This is a genomic window from Nonomuraea purpurea (assembly GCF_042650645.1).
Classification (GTDB): Bacteria; Actinomycetota; Actinomycetes; order Streptosporangiales; family Streptosporangiaceae; genus Nonomuraea; species Nonomuraea purpurea.
Genome location: NZ_JBHSBI010000019.1, coordinates 98,183 through 120,867 on the forward strand (window position 1 = coordinate 98,183; position 22,685 = coordinate 120,867).

At 68.2% G+C, this 22,685-nt stretch carries 25 protein-coding genes and 1 pseudogene; 18 read left to right on the top strand and 8 right to left on the bottom strand.

The genetic code is table 11. From position 1 onward, the window contains the following. Positions 1-141: 141 nt before the first annotated feature. The 3 genes from ACFOY2_RS32960 to ACFOY2_RS32970 all read right to left on the bottom strand — a co-directional run bounded on the left by ACFOY2_RS32960 (position 142) and on the right by ACFOY2_RS32970 (position 3,015). Complete coding sequence (locus tag ACFOY2_RS32960) at positions 142-1,473, bottom strand: serine hydrolase domain-containing protein (protein ID WP_379532008.1); 1,332 nt, start codon at positions 1,471-1,473, stop codon at positions 142-144. Positions 1,474-1,513: 40 nt separating this feature from the next. After that, positions 1,514-2,524, bottom strand: a complete 1,011-nt coding sequence (locus tag ACFOY2_RS32965; protein ID WP_379532009.1) for an alpha/beta hydrolase family esterase — start codon at positions 2,522-2,524, stop codon at positions 1,514-1,516. 218 nt (positions 2,525-2,742) lie between these two features. Then, positions 2,743-3,015 carry a hypothetical protein gene (locus tag ACFOY2_RS32970; RefSeq protein ID WP_379532010.1) on the bottom strand — a complete coding sequence of 91 codons (273 nt, stop codon included), beginning with the start codon at positions 3,013-3,015 and terminating at the stop codon, positions 2,743-2,745. 179 nt (positions 3,016-3,194) lie between these two features. Here ACFOY2_RS32970 and recD2 point away from each other — a divergent pair, with 179 nt between their 5' ends. The 4 genes from recD2 (at position 3,195) to ACFOY2_RS32990 (ending at position 7,767) form a co-directional block, all read left to right on the top strand. Then, positions 3,195-5,408: an SF1B family DNA helicase RecD2 gene (gene recD2 / locus ACFOY2_RS32975; RefSeq protein WP_379532011.1), complete on the top strand. Its 2,214-nt coding sequence runs from the start codon at positions 3,195-3,197 to the stop codon at positions 5,406-5,408. 128 nt (positions 5,409-5,536) lie between these two features. Continuing rightward, complete coding sequence (locus tag ACFOY2_RS32980; RefSeq protein ID WP_379532092.1) at positions 5,537-6,724, top strand: L,D-transpeptidase; 1,188 nt, start codon at positions 5,537-5,539, stop codon at positions 6,722-6,724. Positions 6,725-6,726: 2 nt separating this feature from the next. Next, positions 6,727-7,224, top strand: coding sequence for a GNAT family N-acetyltransferase (locus ACFOY2_RS32985; RefSeq protein ID WP_379532012.1), 498 nt, complete (start codon positions 6,727-6,729; stop codon positions 7,222-7,224). A gap of 216 nt (positions 7,225-7,440) precedes the next feature. Beyond that, positions 7,441-7,767: an MFS transporter gene (locus tag ACFOY2_RS32990; RefSeq protein ID WP_379532093.1), complete on the top strand. Its 327-nt coding sequence runs from the start codon at positions 7,441-7,443 to the stop codon at positions 7,765-7,767. Between the two features lie 25 nt (positions 7,768-7,792). Here ACFOY2_RS32990 and ACFOY2_RS32995 read toward each other — a convergent pair whose 3' ends face one another. Continuing rightward, positions 7,793-8,746, bottom strand: coding sequence for a radical SAM protein (locus tag ACFOY2_RS32995; RefSeq protein ID WP_379532013.1), 954 nt, complete (start codon positions 8,744-8,746; stop codon positions 7,793-7,795). A gap of 125 nt (positions 8,747-8,871) precedes the next feature. Here ACFOY2_RS32995 and ACFOY2_RS33000 point away from each other — a divergent pair, with 125 nt between their 5' ends. Genes ACFOY2_RS33000 through ACFOY2_RS33015 form a run of 4 tightly spaced genes read left to right on the top strand, consistent with a single transcriptional unit; the run spans position 8,872 to position 10,509 of the window. Beyond that, on the top strand, positions 8,872-9,195 hold the full coding sequence (locus ACFOY2_RS33000) for a DMT family transporter (RefSeq protein ID WP_379532014.1): 324 nt from the start codon (positions 8,872-8,874) through the stop codon (positions 9,193-9,195). Positions 9,196-9,251: 56 nt separating this feature from the next. Further along, positions 9,252-9,806: a GNAT family N-acetyltransferase gene (locus tag ACFOY2_RS33005; protein ID WP_379532015.1), complete on the top strand. Its 555-nt coding sequence runs from the start codon at positions 9,252-9,254 to the stop codon at positions 9,804-9,806. Continuing rightward, positions 9,794-10,138: a DUF952 domain-containing protein gene (locus ACFOY2_RS33010; RefSeq protein WP_379532016.1), complete on the top strand. Its 345-nt coding sequence runs from the start codon at positions 9,794-9,796 to the stop codon at positions 10,136-10,138. Before ACFOY2_RS33005 ends, ACFOY2_RS33010 begins: the two co-directional genes overlap by 13 nt. Further along, positions 10,135-10,509: a nuclear transport factor 2 family protein gene (locus ACFOY2_RS33015; RefSeq protein WP_379532017.1), complete on the top strand. Its 375-nt coding sequence runs from the start codon at positions 10,135-10,137 to the stop codon at positions 10,507-10,509. Before ACFOY2_RS33010 ends, ACFOY2_RS33015 begins: the two co-directional genes overlap by 4 nt. Before the next feature lie 37 nt (positions 10,510-10,546). On the opposite strand, the gene ACFOY2_RS33020 is transcribed toward ACFOY2_RS33015, so the two are convergent. Then, complete coding sequence (locus ACFOY2_RS33020) at positions 10,547-10,771, bottom strand: hypothetical protein (RefSeq protein ID WP_379532018.1); 225 nt, start codon at positions 10,769-10,771, stop codon at positions 10,547-10,549. A gap of 534 nt (positions 10,772-11,305) precedes the next feature. Between ACFOY2_RS33020 and ACFOY2_RS33025 the strand changes: the two genes are divergently transcribed. The 4 genes from ACFOY2_RS33025 (at position 11,306) to ACFOY2_RS33040 (ending at position 16,419) form a co-directional block, all read left to right on the top strand. Then, the gene (locus tag ACFOY2_RS33025; protein WP_379532019.1) at positions 11,306-11,557 is read left to right on the top strand and encodes a hypothetical protein; all 252 of its coding nucleotides are present in this window, start codon (positions 11,306-11,308) and stop codon (positions 11,555-11,557) included. Between the two features lie 520 nt (positions 11,558-12,077). Next, positions 12,078-13,781 carry an enoyl-CoA hydratase-related protein gene (locus tag ACFOY2_RS33030; protein WP_379532020.1) on the top strand — a complete coding sequence of 568 codons (1,704 nt, stop codon included), beginning with the start codon at positions 12,078-12,080 and terminating at the stop codon, positions 13,779-13,781. A 16-nt stretch (positions 13,782-13,797) separates the two neighbouring features. Then, positions 13,798-15,327, top strand: coding sequence for a helix-turn-helix domain-containing protein (locus ACFOY2_RS33035; RefSeq protein ID WP_379532021.1), 1,530 nt, complete (start codon positions 13,798-13,800; stop codon positions 15,325-15,327). Positions 15,328-15,393: 66 nt separating this feature from the next. Beyond that, positions 15,394-16,419, top strand: a complete 1,026-nt coding sequence (locus ACFOY2_RS33040; RefSeq protein WP_379532022.1) for a tyrosine-type recombinase/integrase — start codon at positions 15,394-15,396, stop codon at positions 16,417-16,419. A gap of 410 nt (positions 16,420-16,829) precedes the next feature. On the opposite strand, the gene ACFOY2_RS33045 is transcribed toward ACFOY2_RS33040, so the two are convergent. Then, the gene (locus ACFOY2_RS33045) at positions 16,830-17,549 is read right to left on the bottom strand and encodes a VOC family protein (RefSeq protein WP_379532023.1); all 720 of its coding nucleotides are present in this window, start codon (positions 17,547-17,549) and stop codon (positions 16,830-16,832) included. 11 nt (positions 17,550-17,560) lie between these two features. Then, positions 17,561-18,121, bottom strand: coding sequence for a PadR family transcriptional regulator (locus ACFOY2_RS33050; protein ID WP_379532024.1), 561 nt, complete (start codon positions 18,119-18,121; stop codon positions 17,561-17,563). 151 nt (positions 18,122-18,272) lie between these two features. On the opposite strand from ACFOY2_RS33050, the gene ACFOY2_RS33055 reads away from it, so the two are divergent. The 6 genes and pseudogenes from ACFOY2_RS33055 to ACFOY2_RS33080 form a co-directional block, all read left to right on the top strand. Then, positions 18,273-18,740, top strand: a complete 468-nt coding sequence (locus tag ACFOY2_RS33055; RefSeq protein ID WP_379532025.1) for a hypothetical protein — start codon at positions 18,273-18,275, stop codon at positions 18,738-18,740. Positions 18,741-18,832: 92 nt separating this feature from the next. Next, on the top strand, positions 18,833-19,531 hold the full coding sequence (locus ACFOY2_RS33060) for a hypothetical protein (RefSeq protein WP_379532026.1): 699 nt from the start codon (positions 18,833-18,835) through the stop codon (positions 19,529-19,531). A gap of 347 nt (positions 19,532-19,878) precedes the next feature. Further along, a complete protein-coding gene (locus ACFOY2_RS33065) occupies positions 19,879-20,241 on the top strand; it encodes a hypothetical protein (RefSeq protein ID WP_379532027.1) in 363 nt (120 codons plus the stop codon). Next, positions 20,238-20,993 carry an ABC transporter permease gene (locus tag ACFOY2_RS33070; RefSeq protein WP_379532028.1) on the top strand — a complete coding sequence of 252 codons (756 nt, stop codon included), beginning with the start codon at positions 20,238-20,240 and terminating at the stop codon, positions 20,991-20,993. Before ACFOY2_RS33065 ends, ACFOY2_RS33070 begins: the two co-directional genes overlap by 4 nt. Continuing rightward, positions 20,986-21,783, top strand: a complete 798-nt coding sequence (locus ACFOY2_RS33075) for an ABC transporter permease (RefSeq protein ID WP_379532029.1) — start codon at positions 20,986-20,988, stop codon at positions 21,781-21,783. The genes ACFOY2_RS33070 and ACFOY2_RS33075 overlap by 8 nt, the downstream gene beginning before the upstream one ends. A 164-nt stretch (positions 21,784-21,947) precedes the next feature. Then, positions 21,948-22,292, top strand: a pseudogene (locus ACFOY2_RS33080) (DUF4158 domain-containing protein); the annotation flags it as partial. A gap of 66 nt (positions 22,293-22,358) precedes the next feature. Here the strand turns inward: ACFOY2_RS33080 and ACFOY2_RS33085 are convergent. Continuing rightward, positions 22,359-22,526 (bottom strand): hypothetical protein, encoded by a 168-nt coding sequence (locus tag ACFOY2_RS33085; protein WP_379532031.1) that lies wholly within the window; start codon positions 22,524-22,526, stop codon positions 22,359-22,361. Positions 22,527-22,685 lie beyond the last annotated feature (159 nt).

The window sequence follows — 22,685 nt, forward strand, 5'->3', positions numbered from 1 at the left end:
TGGTGCTGCCGGCCTTCGGGTACGCGCTGGGGTTCGGCGCGCACGCCGGCCGGCGCCGGCGTGCCCGCTGACCATGTTCCTCGCCTTCTGAGCTGGGTGTTCGCGCCGCCGGCCGTGCTCGCCTACTGCCGCCGCCTCTTGTCAGGCGTGCCAGTCCCGCACCCCGCCCGGCACGGGAGCGCCCGGCGAGTACGGTTCGCGGGTGAAGATGAACGTGTTGAGGTCCAGGTGATCGGCCGCCACCCGCAGCGTCTCCCCGGCGTAGTAGCCGTCCAGCCCCAGCCACGTCCCATCGCCTTGGGGCACGAACCGCGAGGCCCGTCCCGCGCCGCCGACCGGCTCCAGCGACAGCCCGCCTTCCGGCAGCAGCCGCAGAGCGTACGGTTTGGGGCCCCAGTGCCACAGCCCGGTCAGGGCCAGCAGGCCGGGGTCGGCCGCGACCGGCTGCCACTCGTCCGGCAGCCTCGGCTCGTACTCCTGCACGATGTCCAGCAGGTCCGTCAGGAGCGTGCCGGTCATCCCCGAGGTGGTGTTGGCCATGAACAGCGCCCCCATCCCTTCGCCGGCATCGGCCCACACGGTCGCCAAAAACCCGGGCATCGACCCGGAGTGGCCGGCCAGGCGCCGCCCGCCGCTCCTGGCCAGTTGCAGCCCGAGCCCGAACGCGCCGGTCCAGGCGTCGCCGTCGTCGACGCCGACCGGTTCGCGCATCTCCTCGAGCGTGCCCGGGCACAGCACCCCGCCGGTGTCGCCGCCCAGGAACACCGCCCAGGACGCCAGGTCGTGGGTGGTGGACCACAACTGCCCGGCGGGCGCCATCGCCTCGGCGTCGTGTTCGGGTTCGGCCTGCACGACGTCGGCCCACGGATGCACGGCGTAGCCGGTGGCGTGCGGGGCGCGGGGGCGGGCGGTGGTGTCGTTCATGCCGAGCGGCGCCAGCACCTCGCCGCGCACGGCGCTCAGCCACGACGTGCCGCGCAAGGCGGCGACGAGCTCGCCGAGCAGCGCGAACCCGACGTTGGAGTAGTGGAAGCGGCGCCCCGGCCGGTGTTTGACGTCTTGGGGGCCGAGAAGCTCCAGCAGGTCGGCGGCCGGGACGCCGGGGGAGCGTTCCCACCAGGTGGTCGGCGGTTCGGCCGTCAGCCCGGCGGTGTGCGACAACAGCTGGGCGATCGTCAGCTGCCCGAGCGGCGTCTGCTTCACATGGTCGCCGATCGGATCGCTCAATCGCAGCAGGCCCTCATCGCGCAGCCGCATGACGACGACGGCCACCATGCTCTTGGTGATCGACCCGATCCGGTACTGGGTGGCGGGCGTCGGCGGCGCACCGCCGACGCGGCCGCGGCCGCCGAACCACGCCGTCCGCCCATCGCGCACGATCGCCGCCGTCAGCGACGGCACCCTGCATTCGGCCTGTTCGACGGCCAGACGGCGCAGCAGGGCGCGGGCCGTCGCGTGTCCCACCTGAGTCATGAGCGACAAGCCTAGCCGCCCGGCAAGCCGCCATCGCAGGTCAGCGGGAGGGGGCGCGGTCGAAGGCATCCAGGATGAGCCGGGTGGCGTCCAGGTCGCGGGCGGTCGCCCCCAGCCGGGGTACCTGGATGGGACCGGGCCAGGTGTGACCGCCGCCGTCGATGGTGTAAAGGCGCAACTGCACGCCGTCCGGGCAGGACGCCCAGTCGCTCAGCCCCACCTGGCCGTTGAGGCGGGAGGCGGTGCGGCCGGAGCAGCCGAAGGCGCGCGCCCAGCCGGCGAAGACCTCCCCGACGCCCCGCAGCACCACCAGGCCGGCCAGGCCGCGCAGGTCGCCGGTGGCGTCCTGGAAGGGGTGGCCGCCCCGGTAGGGGACGATGCGGTCGGCGCTGCCGTGGAAGGCCACGATCGTGACCGGCCGCGCGCCCGCGCAGGGAGGCACGATGTTGAGCCCGGCCACAGCGGCCACCCCGGCCAGGCGGCCGTGCAGGGCGCACACCAGGGAGACGGCCATGGCCGCGCCATAGGACATGCCGGCGGCGAACACGCGGCGCGCATCGACGCACAACCCCCGCCGCACATGGTCGAGCAGCGCGGTCAGGAACGCGGTGTCGTCGGGCCCGCCTGTGCCGGGCAGCGTCCAGCCCATGCGGCCTTGCGCGGCCTGCGGCGTGAGCACGATGTAGCCGCGGCGCGTGCCCTGCTCGGCCAGCCGGCTGTAGGCGCTCTGCTGGGCGGCCGAGGAGCCGAGCCCGTGCAGGTCGAGCAGGACGGGGTGAGGGCCGTCGCCGTCGGGCACCGCCAGCAGGAAACGGCGCTCCAGCCCCCCGGAGGCGAGCCGGTGGGGGCCGGCCTCGAGCCGATGCGCAGCGCCGCACCCGCCGGCCGGAGCCGACGTTCCGGGCGCGGGCGGGGTCGGGGGTGGGGGCGGGGCGGCGGCGCAGCACACCGCCAGCAGCGCCACCGCCACCAACGCGATCACCCGTCCCGCCATCGCGCCTTTCCCGGCGGTGCGCCGCCGAAGGCCCGCCGTCCGCCGGGCTCGCCCCATCAGGCCACCTCGAGGGCATCCGCCCGCCGCAAACAAACAAGGTGCACGACGGTGTGCGTTTGAAGAAAACGCTGCCTGGCCATGCCGGAGGTGATCGCCCGGCGTGTCGCCCCCGTTGCCCTGGCGAGCCATTTCTCCACCCCATTTTCACGGTCTTTCCGATTGTAGGTTCGGTCCCGTGAATTCCGGCGGCGCGAAAAGGGCCGTGTCGCGGCCCGTCAGTCCGCCTGCCGGTAGGCCAGAACGAGGACGCCCAGGCAAATGGCGGTCGCGACGATGACGAGCATCTCCACCGAGATCGCCCACGCGGCGAAACAGGCCACCCCGCACGCGATGGCGCCCCCGATGACGACACCGTTGCCGCCCGCCTGTTTCAGGCGCGCCATCGGCGAGGCGGGCAGCGGCTCCCACAACTGGCCGCAACCGGGACACGTCCACGGCTGGTCGCCGCCCGTCATGGCGGCGGGCGGGGCACACTGGTGAGGGCTCATGGTCGTTCCTTTCCCGAACTGATGATCAGCCGCGTCCACCATGCCGCCCCCACGTCACCAACAGGACACGCGGCCCTCATCCGACGAGCCGCCGGCGGCCCCCGCCGACCGCAACGTCCTCATGTGCCGCTGTTCCTCTACTCTGACCCGGGAGACGATCTCGCGGGAGGGTTCGAACGGTGGGCGAAGGTGCAGCAAGTGTCGTCCTAACCGAGCTTTCAGCCGTCCTCGAACGCATCACCTACGCCAACGAGGAGACCGGCTACACCATCGCCCGCGTCGCCACCCAACGCACCGGCACCGACCTGCTCACCGTGGTCGGCCCGCTGCTCGGCGCCCAGGTGGGGGAGTCGCTGCGGCTGCAGGGACGCTGGACCTCCCACCCCCGCTACGGCCGCCAGTTCGAGGTGCGCTCCTACACCACCGTGCTGCCCGCCACCGTCCAGGGCATCCGCCGCTACCTCGGCTCCGGCCTCATCAAAGGCATCGGCCCCAAAATGGCCGAGCGGATCGTCGACCACTTCGGCACCGACACCCTCGACATCATCGAGCACCACCCGCAGCGCCTCGTCGAAGTGCCCGGCCTCGGCCCCAAACGCACCAAGATGATCGCCGCCGCCTGGGACGAACAGAAAATCATCAAAGAGGTGATGGTGTTCCTGCAAGGGGTGGGCGTGTCCACCTCCATCGCGGTGCGCATCTTCAAGCAGTACGGCGAGCAGTCCGTCGCCGTCGTCCGCGAGCGCCCCTACCAGCTGGCCGACGACGTGTGGGGGATCGGCTTCAAGACCGCCGACACCATCGCCCAGGCCGTCGGCATCCCGCACGACAGCCCCGAACGCGTCAAAGCCGGCCTGCGCTACACCCTGTCGCAGGCCGCCGACGACGGCCACTGCTACCTGCCCGCCCCCAACCTCGCCGCCGACGCCGTCAAGATCCTCGACGTCCCGCCCGACCTCGTGACCTCCTGCCTGGAAGAGCTCATCACCGCCGAAGGCGTCGTCCGCGAGCCCATCCCCGCCGGCGAGGGCGTCGTCCCGGCCGTCTACCTGCCGCCCTTCCACCGCGCCGAGCAGTCCCTGGCCTCCGGCCTGCTGAGCCTGCTGCGAGGCGGCCACGACCGGCTCAAAGGCTTCGCCGACGTCGACTGGGAACGCGCCGAACAATGGCTGCACGGCCAGACCGGCGCCGAACTGGCCGCCGAACAGCGCCAGGCCGTCCGCCTGGCCCTGACCGAGAAGGTCGCCGTGCTCACCGGCGGCCCCGGCTGCGGCAAAAGCTTCACCGTACGCTCCATCGTGGCGCTGGCCCGCGCCAGACGCGCCCGCGTCATCCTGGCCGCCCCCACCGGCCGCGCCGCCAAACGCCTGGCCGAACTGACCGGCCACGAAGCCACCACCGTCCACCGGCTGCTGCAGTTGCGCCCCGGCGGCGAGGCCACCTTCGACCGCGACAACCCCCTCGACGCCGACCTCGTCGTCGTCGACGAGGCCTCCATGCTCGACCTGCTGCTGGCCAACAAGCTCGTCAAAGCCGTCGCGCCCGGCGCCCACCTGCTGTTCGTCGGCGACGTCGACCAGTTGCCGTCCGTCGGCGCCGGCGAGGTCCTCAAAGACCTGCTGGCCGCCGACGACATCCCGCGCGTGCGCCTGACGCAGATCTTCCGCCAGGCCCAGGAGTCCGGCGTCGTCGTCAACGCCCACCGCGTCAACACCGGCCGCCACCCGGTCCTGGAGAACATGAACGACTTCTTCCTGTTCCCCTGCGAGGACAGTGAGGAGATCGCCGCCCTGACCGTCGACGTCGTCGCCCGCCGCATCCCCAGGAAGTTCCGCCTCGACCCGCGCCGCGACATCCAGGTCCTGGCCCCCATGCACCGCGGCGCCGCCGGCGCGGGCGCCCTCAACACCGCCCTGCAAGAAGCCCTCACCCCCGCCCGCGAGGGCATGCCGGAACGCCGCTACGGCGGGCGCGTCTTCCGCGTCGGCGACAAGGTCACCCAGCTGCGCAACAACTACGACAAGGGCGCCGCAGGAGTGTTCAACGGCACCGTCGGCATCGTCACCGACATCCGCCCCGACGAGCACAAACTGACCGTCCTGACCGATGAGGAGGAGTCGGTCGACTACGCCTTCGACGAACTCGACGAACTCGCCCACGCCTACGCCGTCTCCATCCACCGCTCCCAGGGCAGCGAATACCCCGCCGTCGTCATCCCGCTGGCCACCAGCGCCTGGATGATGCTGCAGCGCAACCTCCTCTACACCGCCATCACCCGCGCCAAGAAACTCGTCGTGATCGTCGGCTCGCGGCGGGCGCTGGCCCAGGCCGTGCGCACCAAAGGCGCCGGACGCCGCCACACCGGCCTCACCCACCGCCTGACCAGCCGCTGACCAGCGCCACGACAAGTAATTGAAATGTGACCGAACTCTCCCAAATGATTCCTCGTCTTACATGCAGGAGCATTAAGGTTCTTTGAGGTGCGATTGGTGCCTTGGGGGAGAGGACAGTCTTGAACGTTGTGCCCGCGTGGAGGAAGCCCGCCACCGCCGCCGCACTGCTGGCCGCCGCAGCCCTGACGGCCTCCTGCTCAGCCGGCGGCACCGCCGCCCAGGGCCAGAAAGACACACCCGCCGGCACCACCACGGCCACCCCCCAAGCCCCCACCATCACCATCAGCCCGGCCGAGGGCAACGCCAAGGTCAACCCCGACAAGAAGGTCGTCGTCACCTCCGAAGGCGGCGCCCTGGAGGCCGTCACCGTCAACGCCGGCGACGAACAACTCGACGGCACCTTCAACACCGACAAAACCAAATGGGTCTCCAAGACCCCGCTCAAGCCCTCCACCGGCTACAACGTCTCGGCCACCGCCGGCGCCACCACCGCCACCAGCGCGTTCACCACCGTCAAACCCGAACGCCCGCTGCAGATCATCGACGTCACCCCGCACACCAAGGGCGAGACCGTCGGCGTCGGCGCCCCCATCATCGTCACCTTCAACCAGCCCGTCGCCAACAAGGCCACCATCGAGCGCGCCCTCGAAGTCGAGGCGGAAAAGCCCGTCGACGGCGCCTGGCGCTGGATCGACGACACCAAAGTCATCTACCGCACCGCCAAATACTGGCCCGCCCACCAGAAGGTCACCTTCAACGCCCGCATCACCGGCATCAAGGGCGGCAAAGGCCTCTACGGCGTCAAGGACTACAACGCCACCCTCAAAATCGGCGCCAAACAGATCAGCAAGGTCGACGTCGCCAAACACATGATGTACGTCTACAAAGACGGCAAACGCGTCCAAACCATGCGCATCAGCGCCGGCATGGCCACCACCCGCGAATACACCACCACCTCCGGCGTCCACCTCACCATGGAACGCGGCAGCCCCGTCCGCATGATCTCCCCAGGCCGCAAAAAAGGCGACCCCGGCTACTACGACGTCATGATCGACCACGCCGTCCGCATCTCCAACTCCGGCGAATACGTCCACGCCAAAGACAACGTCTGGGCCCAAGGCGTCCGCAACGTCAGCCACGGCTGCATCAACTCCCGCCCCGACCAAGCCAAATGGTTCTACGACAACTTCCAGCGCGGCGACGTCGTCGACATCAAAGGCACCAACCGCGAACTCGAATGGAACAACGGCTGGGGCTTTTGGCAAATGCCATACTCACAATGGAAAAAGGGCAGCGCCCTGAACGGCAAGGCCTGACCATGCACATCCGCCAAGGCGGACCCGGCGACGTCCCCACCGTCCTGGCCATGTTCGACAGCGCCGTCACCTGGCTCACCAGCCAAGGCCGCACCGGCCAATGGGGCACCCACCCCTTCACCGGCAACCCCAAACGCACCCGCCAGATCACCGGCTGGGCCGACCTCGGCGGCATGCGCATCGCCGAACGCGACGGCCAAGCGGCAGGCTGCCTCGTCGTCGGCGCCGCCCACGACTACATCACCCCCGCCACCGAACCCGAACTCTACGTCCAAGCCCTGGTCATCGACCGCCGCCACGCCGGCCACGGCGTCGGCAGCACCCTGCTCGACTGGGCCGCCGACGAAGCCCGCACCCGCGGCGTCAGCCTGCTGCGCGTCGACTGCTACGCCGGCGACGACGGCCGCCTCATCACCTACTACGAAAAATGCGGCTTCACCCGCGCCACCCCCTTCACCGTGGGGGACTGGCCCGGCATGCTCCTGACCCGCCGCGTCTGACCCGCCCGCACACAGACGAAATCCGGTTGCCACCCGACCAGCCAGCCCGATGAGGTAACCCCATGGGCAGGGCCGAACAACAGACACAACCGGCATGGCACAGGACGGCGGTGGCCCTGATGCCGGCCGCCTTCAACACCGCCGAGAACCTGCCCATCGGCCTCCTGAAACCCATCTCCCACAGCCTCCACGTGCCCCCTGCCAGCGGCCGGCCTCCTGGCCACCACCTACTGGCTGCTCCTGGTGGCACGCCTGCTGACCGCGCTCGCCCAGGCCCTGTTCTGGGCCGTCATGGGCCCCGTATTCATGACCACCCAAAACGAGATGCTGCGCTGCGCACCAGGCCGCACCGACATCGCACTCGCGGCAAACTCCGGCGCCTACAACGCCGGCATCGCAGCAGGCGCCGCACTCGGGGGACTGGTCCTGCCCCTCACCGACGTACGGCACACCTTCCTCACCGGCGGCCTGACAACCGTCACAGCCTGCGCCGTACTCCTCAGCGAACGACTACCACCCAGAAAAAACCCCAGCCCACGCTGAAGCACACCGGGGGAGAAGAACGGACTCACACCAGCGCCAACTGCGCCGCCCGCGGCTCACCACGCCCCACCTCCGGAACCCCACACCCCATCCCATACACCCGGCACAACTGCGCGATCTGCCCCGTAATCCGCCCCTCATACACCGGCGACGGCAACCCCGCCCGGTCATACAACTCCTCATACCGCGCCACCAACTGCGGATGCGCCCGCCCCAACCACCCCACATACCACTCACGCGTCCCCGGCGGCAGCCGCAACACCACCGCCTCCACCCCCCGAGCCCCCGCCGACGCGATCCGCCGCACCGTCGCCGACAACTGATCCGCCGCATCACTCAGCAACGGCAACACCGGCGCCATCCGCACCCGGCACTCCACCCCCGCCTCCACCAACGCCGACACCAACTCCAACCGCGCCTGCGCCGTCGGCGCACCCGGCTCAACCGCCCGCCGGATCCGCTCATCCACGAACGCGATCGACACCGCCACCCGCGCACCCGCCCCCGCCAGCAACGCCGCATCCCGCAACACCAACGCACTCTTCGTATACACCGTGAACGGCACCCCCACCTCCGCCAGAGCGCCAATCACCCCAGGCATCAGCCGATACCTCTCCTCAGCCACCTGATAACAATCACCACCGACCCCCACCGCCAACTCCTGACCACCCCACCGCTCAAGCTCCGCCCGCAACCGCGCCACCGCATTCGGCCTCACCACGATCCGCTCATCGAAATCCCGGCCCGCCTCCAACCCCAGCCGCCGATGACCCGCACGAGCACCACACCCCAAACACGCATGAACACAACCCCGATAAGGAGACACACCCCACCCCTGCGCGACACCCGCCGCCTCCGCCACCCGCTCGATCACCGTACGAGCCTGCATCTCATAAAACCCACCACGCACCACCGCACGCCGCTCAATCAGCGGCCGATCATCAGCGGCGTCAACCAGCGAAAGCGCGTCCCAACCCACACCCCCAGTGGAACACGCATTCGACACCCTTTTCAAGCGGAACCCACACACCCGCCCCCCGGAACACCCACCAACCCCCCAGCTAAAATCACCACGCCCACACCACCTTCAGCCCTGGGGGACCCATGGCCTGGCTCCTGCTCACCCTCGCCATCGCCTCGGAGGTCCTGGCCACCTCCGCACTCAAACTCAGCAACGGCTTCACCCACCCCGGCTGGACCATCACCGTCGCCGCCGGCTACATCACCTCCTTCACCCTCCTGGCCCAAGTCCTCAAACTCCACCTCGACATCGGCACCGCCTACGCCATCTGGTCCGGCGCCGGAACCGCCGCCATCGCCCTCATCGGCGCCGCCTTCATGGGGGAGACCCTCACCCCCCTCAAAATCGGCGGCATCCTCCTCATCATCGGCGGCGTCGTCATCCTCAACCTCGCAGGCGCCCACTGAACCCACCCCCCCGAAAACGCGTTGCCGCCCCCCTGACCACTCCCTACACTTCCTCCGTGCTCAAACCCCACTACCCGATCACCACCGCCCGCCTCCACCTGCGCCCCTTCACCCCCGACGACCTCGACGCCCTCCACGCCTACGAATCCCGCCCCGACGTCGCCCGCTACCTCTACTGGGGCCCCCGCGACCGCGACACCACCCGCACCCTCCTGGACAAAAAAATCACCCGCACCACCCTCCACGACGAAGGCGACGCCATCGAACTCGCCATGACCCTGCGCACCACCGGCCACCTCATCGGCCACTGCCTGCTCATCTGGACCAGCAAACAACACCGCCAAGGCGAAATCGGCTACATCCTCCACCCCGACCACCACGGCCACGGCTACGCCCCAGAAGCCGCCCACGCCATGCTCCGCCTCGGCTTCGACGACCTCGGCCTCCACCGCATCACCGGCCGCCTCGACGCCCGCAACACCGCCTCAGCCCGCGTCCTGGAAAAACTCCACATGCGCCACGAAGCCACCCTCATCGACAACGCACACGTCAAAGACGAATGGGCCAGCGAAACCATCTACGCCATCCTCGACAGCGAATGGACCCCATGATCCACCACCTCGCCCTCGCCACCGACTGGCACCACGCCCGCCAAACGGGGGAGTACCGCATCTCCACCCTCGGCCGCACCCTCGACCAAGAAGGCTTCATCCACTGCAGCCACAACCTCACCCAACTCCACCAGGTCCACACCACCTACTACCACCACATCACCCAACCCCTGCTCATCCTCGACATCGACCCCACCGGCCTCGACATCCGCACAGAAAACGGCTACCCCCACCTCTACGGCCCCCTGCCCACCAGCGCCGTCACCGCCGTCCACCCCTACCCCCGAACACCCCACACCCACCCGCCCACACCCCCACAATGGAGCCCATGAACACCCGACAAGCCGCCCAACGATTCGCCGACACCTGGCAACACGGCTGGACCCACCACGACGTCGAGGCCATCACCGCCCTCTACCACGACAACGCCACCCACACCAGCATGCCCTTCCGCCCCCCACACCACGGAAAACAGGCCATCGCCGACTACATCACCTGGTCCTTCACCGGCGAAAGCGACCCCCACGTCACCTTCACCACCCCCATCGTCGACGGCGACCACGCCGCCATCGAATTCCACGTCCACGCCCACGACAACGGCCAGCCCATCACCCTCGCCGGATGCGTCTTCGCCCGCTTCGACCCCGACGGCCTGGCCACCCACACCCGCGACTACTGGCACACCACCGACGGACACCAATAACCCCCGGGCCCGCACCCGGGGGACAACAACACCACGATCAGCGCGCCACCCGCACCGGCACCTCCTGCCGCAGCGGAAGCACCACCTGCGCCTGCTCCTCCTGCCGCACCTGATCAGCCGCCGCCTCGGCCCGCTCGGCACACCCGCCCGCGCAGTAGCCGTTCGTCACGATCAGCCGCCCCCGCAGCGCCGTGTACGCCTCCTTGCCGGACGCGGGCACGACCCCCTGACACACCGGACATAACACCGACTGACTCCCCACCGACTGCTCCTCTCGCGACGCGAATAGCAGAGCTCCACCCTAAAGCCACCTCACCCACCAGCGACAGCGAATCAACAGAGCGTCAATACCGCCGTCAACACCGCCACACCACCACCCAGCCCCGCCAAACCCCAGCTCACCACCCCCGAACACCCGCCGGCAGCACGCCGCGGGGCACACCAAAAAATTCTCGTCCGCCAGTCGAGCCCGACCGCCCGCGCCAAGCTTGCACAGGCCGAGGACGTGGTCGTGGAGGGCGCTCTCGACCCTTCAGGTCTCGCCACCATCGAGCCCGGCCGAGAACAGCGCGCCGCAACCGATAGAAGCGGTCGTACCTCAGTAACCGCCTTCGCGCCCCAGCTGCCCAACGTCTGCTTGCCGCCCGGTGGCAGCGCGCCTCGACTCAACTGGCAGGCGACGAAAATCTTCCCGGCCTTCCCGGCCCCAGAGGAGGTCTACTTGACATAATGTTCATTATCAAGCAACGAACGAGGGCGTCGAATAAAGCGCTCACACCCGGGCAGACGCCCACACATGCCCCTCGACATCAGCGTCCCCGCCCTCACGGCGATCACCGCCGTCGTCACCGCCGCCGCCATCTGGCTGATCATCTTGGCCGTCCGGCTCACCAGGAACCCGCGCAACCGGCCCAGCCCGAGTTCCGACCTTGTCGATCAAGCTCGGGAGCTGAAGGCGCTCGGCCAGATCCGGGACGCCGTCTTCCTCGTGCGCGGCGAGACCGGGATGAGCCAGCGCGCCGCTGCCCGCTTCGTCAGCCGCTTATGATGCCCAAATCCGACATCTCATCCCATACCAAACAGAATGAGGGTTCTGTCTGGTATGCAGTATTTTCTGCCTAGAAGGGCGATCTGTCACATTTTTGAGCCACCCGGTGCCCGGTCGCGGTGGCGCGCGTGCGCCAGGCACGCCTTGGGCGTCCCGGCGCGGTCCCCGTCCGGACGGCGGGCGCGTCCCTCTCCCCCGGCTTGATCGTTTTGTTACGGAGCGCGGCCGGTCTCCCCCGGGCCGGAGTGGGTTTCGGCTGGGGTTCCAGGATGGGCGGCCTTCTCTGTCCGGAGGGAACTTTTCGGGCAAAGCGGGTCAATTGGGGCTGGTCCGGGCGGGCTTTTGCGGTGAAGCGTCATCGGCAGTCGAAGTTTCATGTCAGCATCAATGCATGTATGGGTCATATGGGACAGTCTTTAATGGGCGAGACTGGCGGGACAGCCACGTCCGGCTGAGCTGACCACGTCCCCTCGCGACCCGCGCCGAACGTCTGCACCTGCTCTGTGAAAGAAGCCCCGCGTTGCGTATCTTGCTGCTCTGTTCCGCGTTCAATGGCCTGACCCAGCGTGCCTGGCTGGAGTTGCGGCGGGCCGGTCATGACGTGAGTGTCGAGCTGGCCGTCTCGGAGCAGGCGATGGTGGAGGCGGCCGAGTTGCACAAGCCGGATCTGGTGATCTGCCCGTTTTTGAAGGAACGGGTGCCGGAGCGGTTGTGGCAGGGGCACCGTACGGTGATCATTCACCCGGGGCCTCCCGGGGACCGGGGGCCGTCGTCGCTGGATTGGGCGATCGTGGACGGCGAGCCCGAGTGGGGGGTGACGGCGTTGCAGGCGGTGGAGGAGATGGACGCGGGTCCGATCTGGGGGTATCGGACGTTCGTGATGCCGTCGGAGGCGCCGCGTAAGTCGGCGTTGTACAACGGGCCGGTGGCCGATGCGGCGGTGGAGTTGGTGGCGGAGGTGGCGGTGAAGGCGGCTGATCCGCAGTTCGCGCCGGTGCCGTTGGATTATCGTTCGCCTGAGGTGCGGGGGCGGTTGCGGCGGGCGATGCGGCATGCGGATCGGGAGTTTTCGTGGGAGGAGTCGACGGAGGAGGTGTTGCGGCGGGTTCGGGCGGCTGATGGTTCTCCGGGTGGGCGGGTGCGGTTGTGTGATCTGCCGGTGCGGGTGTTCGACGTGTATCGGGGTCCGGAGTTGGCGGGGGTTCCCGGTGAGGTGGCGGCGCGGCGTGAGGGTGCGGTGTTGGTGCATACCGGTGATGGGTCGGTGTGGGTGGGTCATCTGCGGTTGGAGCGTGAGGGTGCGGTGAAGTTGCCGGCGGCGATGGCGTTGGGTGATTTGGTGTCGGGGGCGCCGGAGCGGTCGGGGTACAGCGAGATCACGTATGACCGTAGTGATGGGGTGGGGGTGGTGAGTTTTGATTTCTACAACGGGGCGATGTCGACGGATCAGTGCCGGCGGTTGGCGGCGGCGTTGCGGTATGCGGTGGCGCAGGATACGCGGGTGCTGGTGGTGCGGGGTGGGGAGGCGTTTTCGAATGGGATTCATCTGAATGTGATCGAGGCGGCGCGTCATCCGGAGTTGGAGGCGTGGTTGAACATCAATGCGATCAATGGGGTGTGCCGGGAGATCGTGGCGTGTTCGAATCAGTTGGTGGTGACGTCGATTGGTGGGAATGCGGGTGCGGGTGGGGTGATGTTGGGGTTGGGTGCTGATCGGGTGGTGGTGCGTGAGTCGGTGGTGTTGAATCCGCATTATCGGACGATGGGGTTGTTCGGGAGTGAGTTGTGGACGTATACGTTGCCGCGTCGGGTGGGCGCGGAGGTGGCTCGGCGGTTGACGCAGGAGGCGTTGCCGATCGGGGCGGCCGAGGCGGTGGAGCTGGGGTTGGCTGATCGGTCGTTGGATGGGGGGCGGCTGGAGTTCGAGCGGCGGGTGCTGGAGTACGCGGAGCGGTTGGCGGCGGATCCGGGTTATGATCGGCTGCTGGCGGGGCGTCGGCAGGCGCGGGAGGTTGACGAGCGGCGTAAGCCGTTGGATGCTTTCCGGGCTGAGGAGTTGGCGGAGATGAGCCGGGACATGTTCGAGGATCGGCATGGGTTCCGGGAGGCGCGGCGGTTGTTCGTGCACAAGGTGAAGGCGCAGGCTACTCCGGCGCATTTGGCGGGTCATCGGGAGTTGTCCGGCGAGTCGGCGACCGCGGGTGCGGGTGCATCTCATATGTGAGATATGGTCTCGTGTTGTGGCAGATGACTACCTTGTGCGGATCGGCCGGCTGATCCGGGACGCGCGCCAGCATCGTGGTTGGACGCAGCTTCAGCTCGCGGATGCTCTGGCGACGAGTCAGAGTGCGGTGAACCGGATCGAGCGCGGTAACCAGAACATCAGTCTTGAGATGATCGCCCGGATCGGTGAGGCGCTCGACAGCGAGATCGTGTCGCTGGGGTATGCGGGGCCGATGCATTTGCGGGTGGTGGGCGGCCGGCGGTTGTCGGGCAGCATCGATGTCAAGACCTCGAAGAACGCGTGTGTGGCGTTGCTGTGCGCGTCGCTGCTGAACTCGGGGCGGACGATCTTGCGTAAGGTGGCGCGGATCGAGGAGGTGTACCGGATCCTGGAGGTGCTGGCCTCGATCGGGGTGCGGGCGCGGTGGATCAACGAGGGCAGCGATCTGGAGATCGTGCCTCCGGCGCGGTTGGAGCTGGAGGCGATGGACACCGAGGCGGCTCGCCGTACCAGGAGTGTGATCATGTTCCTGGGGCCGTTGATGCATCGGACGGAGCAGTTCCAGATTCCGTACGCGGGTGGGTGTGATCTGGGGACGCGGACGGTGCAGCCGCACATGTCGGCGCTTCGTCATTTCGGGCTGGACATCACGGCGACGGGTGGGTTCTATCACGCGCGGGTGGATCGGGGGGCGGCGCCGTCGCGTCCGATCGTGCTGACCGAGCGGGGTGACACCGTGACGGAGAACGCGTTGCTGGCGGCGGCGCGGCATGACGGGGTGACGGTGATCCGTAATGCCTCTTCCAATTACATGGTGCAGGATCTGTGTTTCTTCCTGGAGCAGCTCGGGGTGCGGGTGGAGGGCATCGGCACGACGACGCTGACGGTGCATGGCCTGGCGGAGATCGAGCGGGATGTGGACTACTCCCCTTCTGAGGATCCGGTGGAGGCGATGAGTCTGCTGGCGGCGGCGGTGGTGACGTCGTCGGAGCTGACGATCTGCCGGGTGCCGGTGGAGTTCCTGGAGATCGAGCTGGCGGTGCTGGAGGAGATGGGGCTCGATCATGATCGGGGGCGGGAGTACGCGGCGGCGAATGGGCGTACGCGGCTGGTGGATCTGACGGTGCGGCCGTCGAAGCTCGTCTCCCCCATCGACAAGATCCATCCGATGCCGTTCCCGGGGCTGAACATCGACAATGTGCCGTTTTTCGCGGCGATCGCGGCCGCGGCTCAGGGGTCGACGCTGATTCACGACTGGGTGTATGACAATCGGGCGATCTATCTGACGGAGCTGACGCGGCTGGGTGCGTCGGTGAAGTTGCTGGATCCGCATCGGGTGCTGGTGGAGGGTCCGACGCGGTGGCGTAGTGCGGAGATGATGTGCCCGCCGGCGTTGCGGCCGGCGGTGGTGGTGCTGCTGGCGATGATGGCGGCCGAGGGCACGTCGGTGCTGCGGAATGTGTATGTGATCAACCGGGGGTATGAGGATCTGGCGGAGCGGCTGAACGCGTTGGGGGCGCGCATCGAGACGTTCCGCGACATCTGAGTTTCTGTCGGTGCGGGCCGCTACCGTCGTCCTTGCGAGTCGTGGTGTGCGACGAGGTGAGGGAGGATGCGGGTGCGGCCTGCGGAGCTGGTTCGGGTGACGGTGGCGGAGGCGGCTGATCGTTATGTGGAGCTGGTGCGGGCGCGGACGGTGACGGGGGCGTTGTCGGCGTCGACGGCGGAGGTGTATGCGCGGGATGTGGCGACGTTGGTGGTGCTGGCCGGTGCGGGGGCGGTGCTGGATGATCTGACGGGTGAGGATGTGGACGCCGTTCTTTTGGCGTTCGCGCGTAAGCCGGATGGGCGCAGTGCGGCCGGTGGTGGCGGCAGGGGGCAGTCGCCGTCGTCGCAGGCGCGTTTCCGGCGCTCGATTTCGGCGTTGTTCAAGCATGCGGAGCTGGTGGGGTGGGTGCAGGTCAATCCGATGACGCGCTCGACGGTGACGGCCAAGGAGCGGGGCGGGTTGCGGCCGCAGCGGCGGGCGTTGACGCGGGAGCAGGCGCAGGGGTTGATCGGGGCGGCGCGGGATCTGCAGGAGGCTCCCGTGGCGGAGGGTAAGCGGCGTGATCAGCGTACGGAGTTGCGGGATGCGTTGATCGTGTTGTTGTTGTCGACGGTGGGGCCTCGGGTGTCGGAGTTGGTGCGGGCGAATGTGGAGGATTTCTTCACCAACGACGGGGTGCGGTATTGGCGGATTTTCGGTAAGGGCGGGCGGACGCGGGATGTGCCGTTGCCGGATGATGTGGCGCTTGTGTTGCAGGTGTATCTGGCGCGGGGGCGGCCGGGGGTGGAGGACAAGGCGTTGTTGTTGTCGTGGCGGGGGCGGCGGTTGGCGCGTGGGGATGTGCAGGCGGTGATTGATCGGGTGCAGCGGCGGGTGGATCCTGATCAGCGGCGTTCGGTGACGCCGCATGGGTTGCGGCATACGACGGCGACGCATTTGCTGGCCGATGCGGTGGACATGGATGCGGTGCGGCGGGTGCTGGGGCACAGTGATCTGTCGACGTTGGGGCGTTATCGGGATGAGCTGCCGGGTGAGCTGGAGGTGGCGATGCGGGCGCATCCGTTGTTGCGGGGCAAACGGGGGCAGTGATCTGGGGGGCGCTCCCCCGCTGATGGGCCGGTGTGGTCTTCGTTGATACGACGCCGGGGTGCCGGGGGCGGAAGCTTCGCTGAGATGGCCGCCGCCCCACGCGGCTACTCCCGGGAGGGGCGCTATGGGGTTGCGTTTTGGGGGACGTCCGCCTCTGGTCGTCTTCCTCTCCCCCGTGACGGGGTTGCCGTAGCATCCGCCGAACATCCAACGCATCTGGCTGACCACCGGAAACGTTGACCTGGGACCGTTGAAACACGGCCTGCCCAAACGCGGGCCAGCCGAGCTGAGCACAGACCCCGGCCTACGGCGCAGTCCTTGAGGAGGACATGCGCTACCTCGGCGACATCATGACCCGCGTGCGCGACCAGCCGCCCCGCTCGGCGGGCCCGCGCAAGCGCCGCACTCGGTCAGAGATCCAGCACGGCCTCGAGGTCGTCGATGGCCGCCAGGGGCTGGGCGAGCTGCTCGCGTTCTGCCTCGGTCAGGGTGAGGGTGCGCGCCCGGGCCAGGGCGTGCCCGGCGGCGGCGTGGTCCTTGGCGCGGACGGCGAGCTCGGCCCGGTAGACCAGCGCCTCCAGCAGCTCGGCCGCCGGCGCGGTGTCCTTGTCCCGTTCCAGGGCGCCGTCCAGGATCTCGGCCGCCCGCTCGTGATTGCCGTTGGAGTCGCCCATCACGACCGCCCGGTTCAGCGAGGTGGTGAGCCTGCTCGTGGCCTCCTCCTTCTCCGGCAGGGGGCGGGCGGCCATGAAGCGGATCCAGTTGCCGCCGGGGTCGATGACGGCGAAGCCGGAGTGGTTGTCGTCGTTCTTCCGCCTGCGCGGCCGGGTCATCCGGGGGATGCCGGAGACCAGGAGCTTGCCGTGCGCCGCGCGCATGCCCGCGGCGAACGCCTCGAACAGCTCTCCGGTGTCCGGCACGACGATCACGCAGGTCCCGTAGGAGTCTTCGGGCTTGAACGCCTCCGGCATGCCGAAGAAGCCCAGCTGGAGATCCTCGCGCTTGAGCAACACGTACGGGTTCGGCCGGACCTGGTAGTAGACCCGGCGGAAACCGAGCATCGTGTAGAAGTCGGCCATCTCGTCGATGGAGCGGCAGGGAAGCAGCGGTATGGCGATCTCGTTGGCCATCGGGGGAACTCCTATTCGCCGGCCATGGTGAACGCGCCCTCTTCCAGGCGGCGGATCATCCGGTCGGTCCACTGGGCGCCGGCGTCGGCGGTGCTCAGCCACAGGGACAGCACCTCGCCCACCGGGCCCCAGGCCGCCAGATCCGTGCCCTCGGGCAGGTACGCGGTGATGCTCGCGCGCCACTCGCGCATGGCGCGGGCCCGCTCGCGCAGCAACTCCAGGGCCCGCTCCCGGGGAAGGTCCTCGATGAGGCCGACAGCGGCGCCCAGCACGTCCAGGCTCGGCTCGCGGTCGGCCAGCGCCTGACCCAGCAGGTCGAGGTATTCCCGCTCGCCCTGCTGGGTCAGCTCGTACTCGATCCGCGGCGGCCCCCCGGCCTCGGAGGCGACCGTCTCGTGCGTCACCAGCAGGCCCTGACCGGCCATGCTCTTGAGCGCGTGATAGACCGAGCCCGAGGTGGCGGTCGACCACTCGTGCGCGCCCCACGACTCCAGATCCGCGCGGACCTGGTAGCCGTGGGCGCGCCCGCGCCTGCGCAGCGCGCCCAGGACCAGCAGCCGTACCGGCTTCATCGAACCCTCCCGAACTTCGCTAGCCAAATTTGGCTAGCTGCTATCGGGAGCTTACCGCACCAAGGCAGCGGTACAGGACCTGGGCACGGAGATCAGGCGGCACGCGGTCGCCAACCGCCGGAGCAGGACGATAGGCCTGGTCGCCGTACCCTTGGGCGCGCTCGCCGCATTCGTCGGCGCCGCGTCGATCGTGTTCCTCGACAGCGGGTCCGCTCCTGCCGGAGCCGGCGTCTTCCCGTCCATGCTCTGCGGGGCCGGGCTGGGCGCCTTCGGTATGGGCCTGGTGCTGGGCTGGCCGTCGATCACCCGCTCGGATGAGGTTTTCATCCTGTACGAGCACGGCCTCGTCCACGCCTACGGCGGCACGTCCTGGGCGTTCGGCTGGGAGGAGATGGCCACGGTCACGATCCCGGAAGCCCGCGAGAACGCGCTCGCCCGGCTGCTCGGCGGAGGTGTCCGCTGCCAGATCCGGCTGGCTACCGCCGCTGGTGGCGGGCGGAACGTGGTGATCACAGGTCTGAGCGAGGCCGCCGAGTGGCTCGCTGAGACCGTGCGGCAGGCGGTGCAGGACGGCGTTCACCCGAAACTACGTCGCGTGGCGATAAGTAGCGACTTGTAACGGTTGTGTTGTTCTGATGATGCTGTGCACGCGGCTGTACTGGCGACGATGATCACGGCCTGCTCGTCTCGGAGCCCTCAGGAGGAACCTTCATGCACCTGGCCCTGCTGATCGCGTCGATCGTCCTGGCGGTCCTTGTCGTCGTCATCTTCCGCTCGCTCGGCCGCGAAGTCGCCGTCCTCAAGGCCGGCGTGCCCGTCTTCCAGCCGCGCGAACTCACGCCGTACGAGCTGGCCTACCTGGCCAACGGAGCGTGGCACACCGCGTTCGCCGTCATCGCGACCCAGGTGGCGGCGCAGACGCTGCGCGCGTCCCGGGACGGCCGCGTCCATGAGGTCAGATCCGGGCGTGAGCCGAGCGACCCTCTTGACGAGCAGGTGCTGCAGCTCGTCGCCGGTCATCCCGGAGGCCGGGACACGTATCAGGTACGCGAGGAGCTGTTTCACGGGCCGTATCTGGAACTTCTGGGACGCCGCCTGACCGATCCGCTGGTGCTCGCCGCGTGTGTCCTCGCGGTGGCGTTGCTGACCGTGCTGATCACGTCGTTCAAGTACGACGACTGGCGCTTGCAGAGGCCGACACCCGCAGGTCAACACGTTCTTGAGTCGGCCAGGAAGGACAATCCCCCGCAGGCCGCTCAAGGGCCCGTCGCGATCGCTCTGTACGACCAGCGAGAGCTGTATGAGGCGCTTTACGGCCCGCCGCCGACCTCGTACCGGCGCCCAGGCAGTAGAGGCAGCGGTGACGCACCGGGCGGCGGCGGGTGCGGCGGGGGTTGCGGCGGCCCCTGACCGCTTCAGCGGCAGGAGCGGATCGCGGCCGGCCCGCACGCCCCCGGGACGCGAAGAAGGCGGACATTCAGCGCCTCGTGGCGCACTGGGGCTCATGACACGTTTCTTACCGGCCCTGCAACGGCCACGGCAGCACCTGGGTCTACGCCCGCGTCGCAGGTACGAAGAGGCAAGGCTGGATCGCCTTCACGAGGCTGGAGCACGAACCTCATCGGGCACTGCGACGGGTAGAGGGGAGTCGCCCTCCCTCAGAAGCCCATGGATCGGAACGACCCTGTCACCACACCGCGCCAGAACGCCTGGGCCTGTTTCACGGCCTCGCCGTCGATGTCACGAAAAAGGAAGCCGTGCGCGAGTTCATCGTCGAGACCAACCGCGCCGGGCGCACCACCGTCATCCTCACCACGCACGATCTGGCCGATGTCGAAGCGCTGTGCAAGCGGATCATCCTCATCGACCACGGCAAAGTGCTCTTCGACGGCGCCATTGACGTCCTGGTCAACGAGCCCCGGCGGCTGGTGGTCACGCTGGAATCCGACCCGGAGGAGGTGCGCGGCGTGTCACGGGACGGCGAGGGCCGCTACGTCTTCGAAATCCACGACGACCTGCCGGGCATGATCGCCTCAATCGCCGCCGAACACATCATCCGCGACCTGTCGATCGTGGAACCCGACCTGGAGAGCGTGATCAAAGGGATCTACACCCGATGACGCGCATCGGCTTCCGCCTCGCCCTGGCATACCGCAGCAACATCACCATCACCTGCGTCACGCTGGTCGCCCAAGTGTTCCTGCTGCGCATGATCTGGACTTCGGTGTACGGCTCGCGGGCCTCGGCAGCCGGGCTCACGCTGGACGCGCTGCTGATCTACTTGACCCTGGCCAACCTGCAGGCCTTCGCCACCCACACCATCGTCGCCCGCACCATGCACGACCGCATCCGCACCGGCATGGTCTTCTTCGACCTGGCCCGCCCGGTCGGCTACCTGAGGCAGATGGCCGCTTTCCAGATCGGCAACACCTTGGGCGGGCTGCTGCTGCTCGCCCCGGTGATCCCGGTGGTTCTCCTGGTCGGCTCGATCACCGTGCCGGTCAACGGCCTCGGTTACCTGATCACTCTGGCGCTCGGGTACGTGATCGCCGTGCAACTGGCGCTGCTGGTCAGCCTGATTGGCTTCTGGACGATGGAGACCGGTGCCATCTCGCTGCTCTACTGGCTGGTCAGCCAGTTCTTCGCCGGGACGATGGTGCCGCTCGCCTTCTTCCCCGGCTTCCTCGGCGTGCTGGCCGAGATCCTGCCCTTCAAGTACATGGGCTACGTGCCCGCGGCCGTCTACATCGGACACATCCCCGACGTCTCAGGACCTGTCCTGGTCGAGGTTGGCTGGATCGCGGGGCTGTCGGGTTTGCTCGTGCTGACGTGGTTCCGGGCTCACCGGCGGGTGGTGATCCAGGGTGGCTGAGGTCTTCCGTTCCCTGCGCCTGTACGTCATGCTCCAGCGCGCCTCCGCCCGCGGCGCCATGCAGTACCGCCTGAACACCGTGATCGGCATCCTCAGCGGCGCGCTCTGGCAGGGCACCGGGTTCGCCTTCATCTGGGTGGTGATGCACACCTTCCCCTCGTTGGCGGGCTGGGGCCTGGCGGAGATCGCCTTTCTGTACGGCCTGCGCCTGACCGCCCACGCCCTGGCGATGATACCCCTGATGAGCGTGAACGACATCCACTGGGTGGTACGCAACGGGGAGTTCGACCGCTTCCTGCTACGCCCGCTCAACCCCCTCGTCCAGCTCATGGGCAATCGGATGGGCATCGTCCAGTTCGGCGACCTGCTCGTGGGCGTGACACTGCTCGCCGTCGCCGGGCGGAACGCGCAGATCGATTGGAACGCCTGGCTCATCGCCTTCTGCTTTCTGGCGATCGTCGGCGGCGCACTCATCGAGGCCGCCTTCTTCCTGACGCTGTGCTCATTGGCGCTACGCATGATCGACACCTTCGCCCTGCGCGTCTTCGTCGACGACATCTTCAGCAAGTTCGGGTCCTACCCGATGAAGATCTTCGGCGGGGTGACCGAATGGCTGCTCACCTTCGTGCTGCCGGTCGCCTTTGTGGCGTACGTACCCGCGAGCGTCGTGCTGGGCAAGCTGGACAACCCGTGGGCGCTGGCTGGCCCGCTGCTGGGCGTGGTCCTGGTCGCGCTGGCGTACCTCATTTGGAGACGTCAGCTCGACCACTACCAAAGCGTCGGTCATTAAGCCCAGTTAAGAAATGCCCACCCGGGGATTGATGGGGGGCAGACCAAGTATGGGAGAAAGGGATAGTGGGGTGTTGAGATGCTGCTCAGAGGGCTCGTTTGTCGGGTGACGTGACCCTCCGCTTGGGTTTGGTTGCGGTTTGATGAACACGGCCGTTCGGCAGGGAGGAGGTGGCCTGGGCCGAACAGCGCACCGGCAGCCCGGAGTCGTGTTTCGCGCTGGTGCTGGCGTTGAAGTGCTTTCAGAAGATGGCGCGCTTTCCGTCCATGGACGAGATTCCCGAGGTGGTGATCGACCACGTTCGGCGCTGTCTGGAGTTGGCCGAGGACGTCTGGCCGGAGCATGGCTCCTCCGGCAGCGCGAAGGCGCATCGCAAGCTGGTGCGTCAGCGTCAAGGCGTGAAGTACGACGCGGGCCGGGCCCGGGCGATCGCCGCGGCGGCGATCCGGAAGGCGGCTCAGGCCAAGAACAACCCGGCGGACCTGATCAACGTGGCGATCGAGGAGTTGCATGTGGTGCGCGAGCTCATCCGGCCTCGTGCTCGTGGGGCCGGATGAGCCGGTGCTATTGAGCGGTCATCGTGATCTCGGCGGGCACATCTCCGCTTCCATTTCCTTGGTGAGGATGCTGATCGGGTTGCCCCAGTCGCCGTTGATGTTGGAGACGAGCATGTGCTTGCCGTCTCGGGTGTCCATCGCGTACGTCCAGGAGTCGTGGATCCTGCCGCCGTTGCCCCAGACCATCACGCCGCAGGACAGCTTCTGAGCTTGTTCTTTATCCTCCGGATTGTTGTAGGGCTGCGAGGGTGCGGCCGCGTTTGACGGTTTTGCTGACGTCGTAGCGGAGTGCGGGGTGGCAGTTGGGTATGCCGGGTGGGCGTCCGGGGCCGAGCCTGGAGGGTT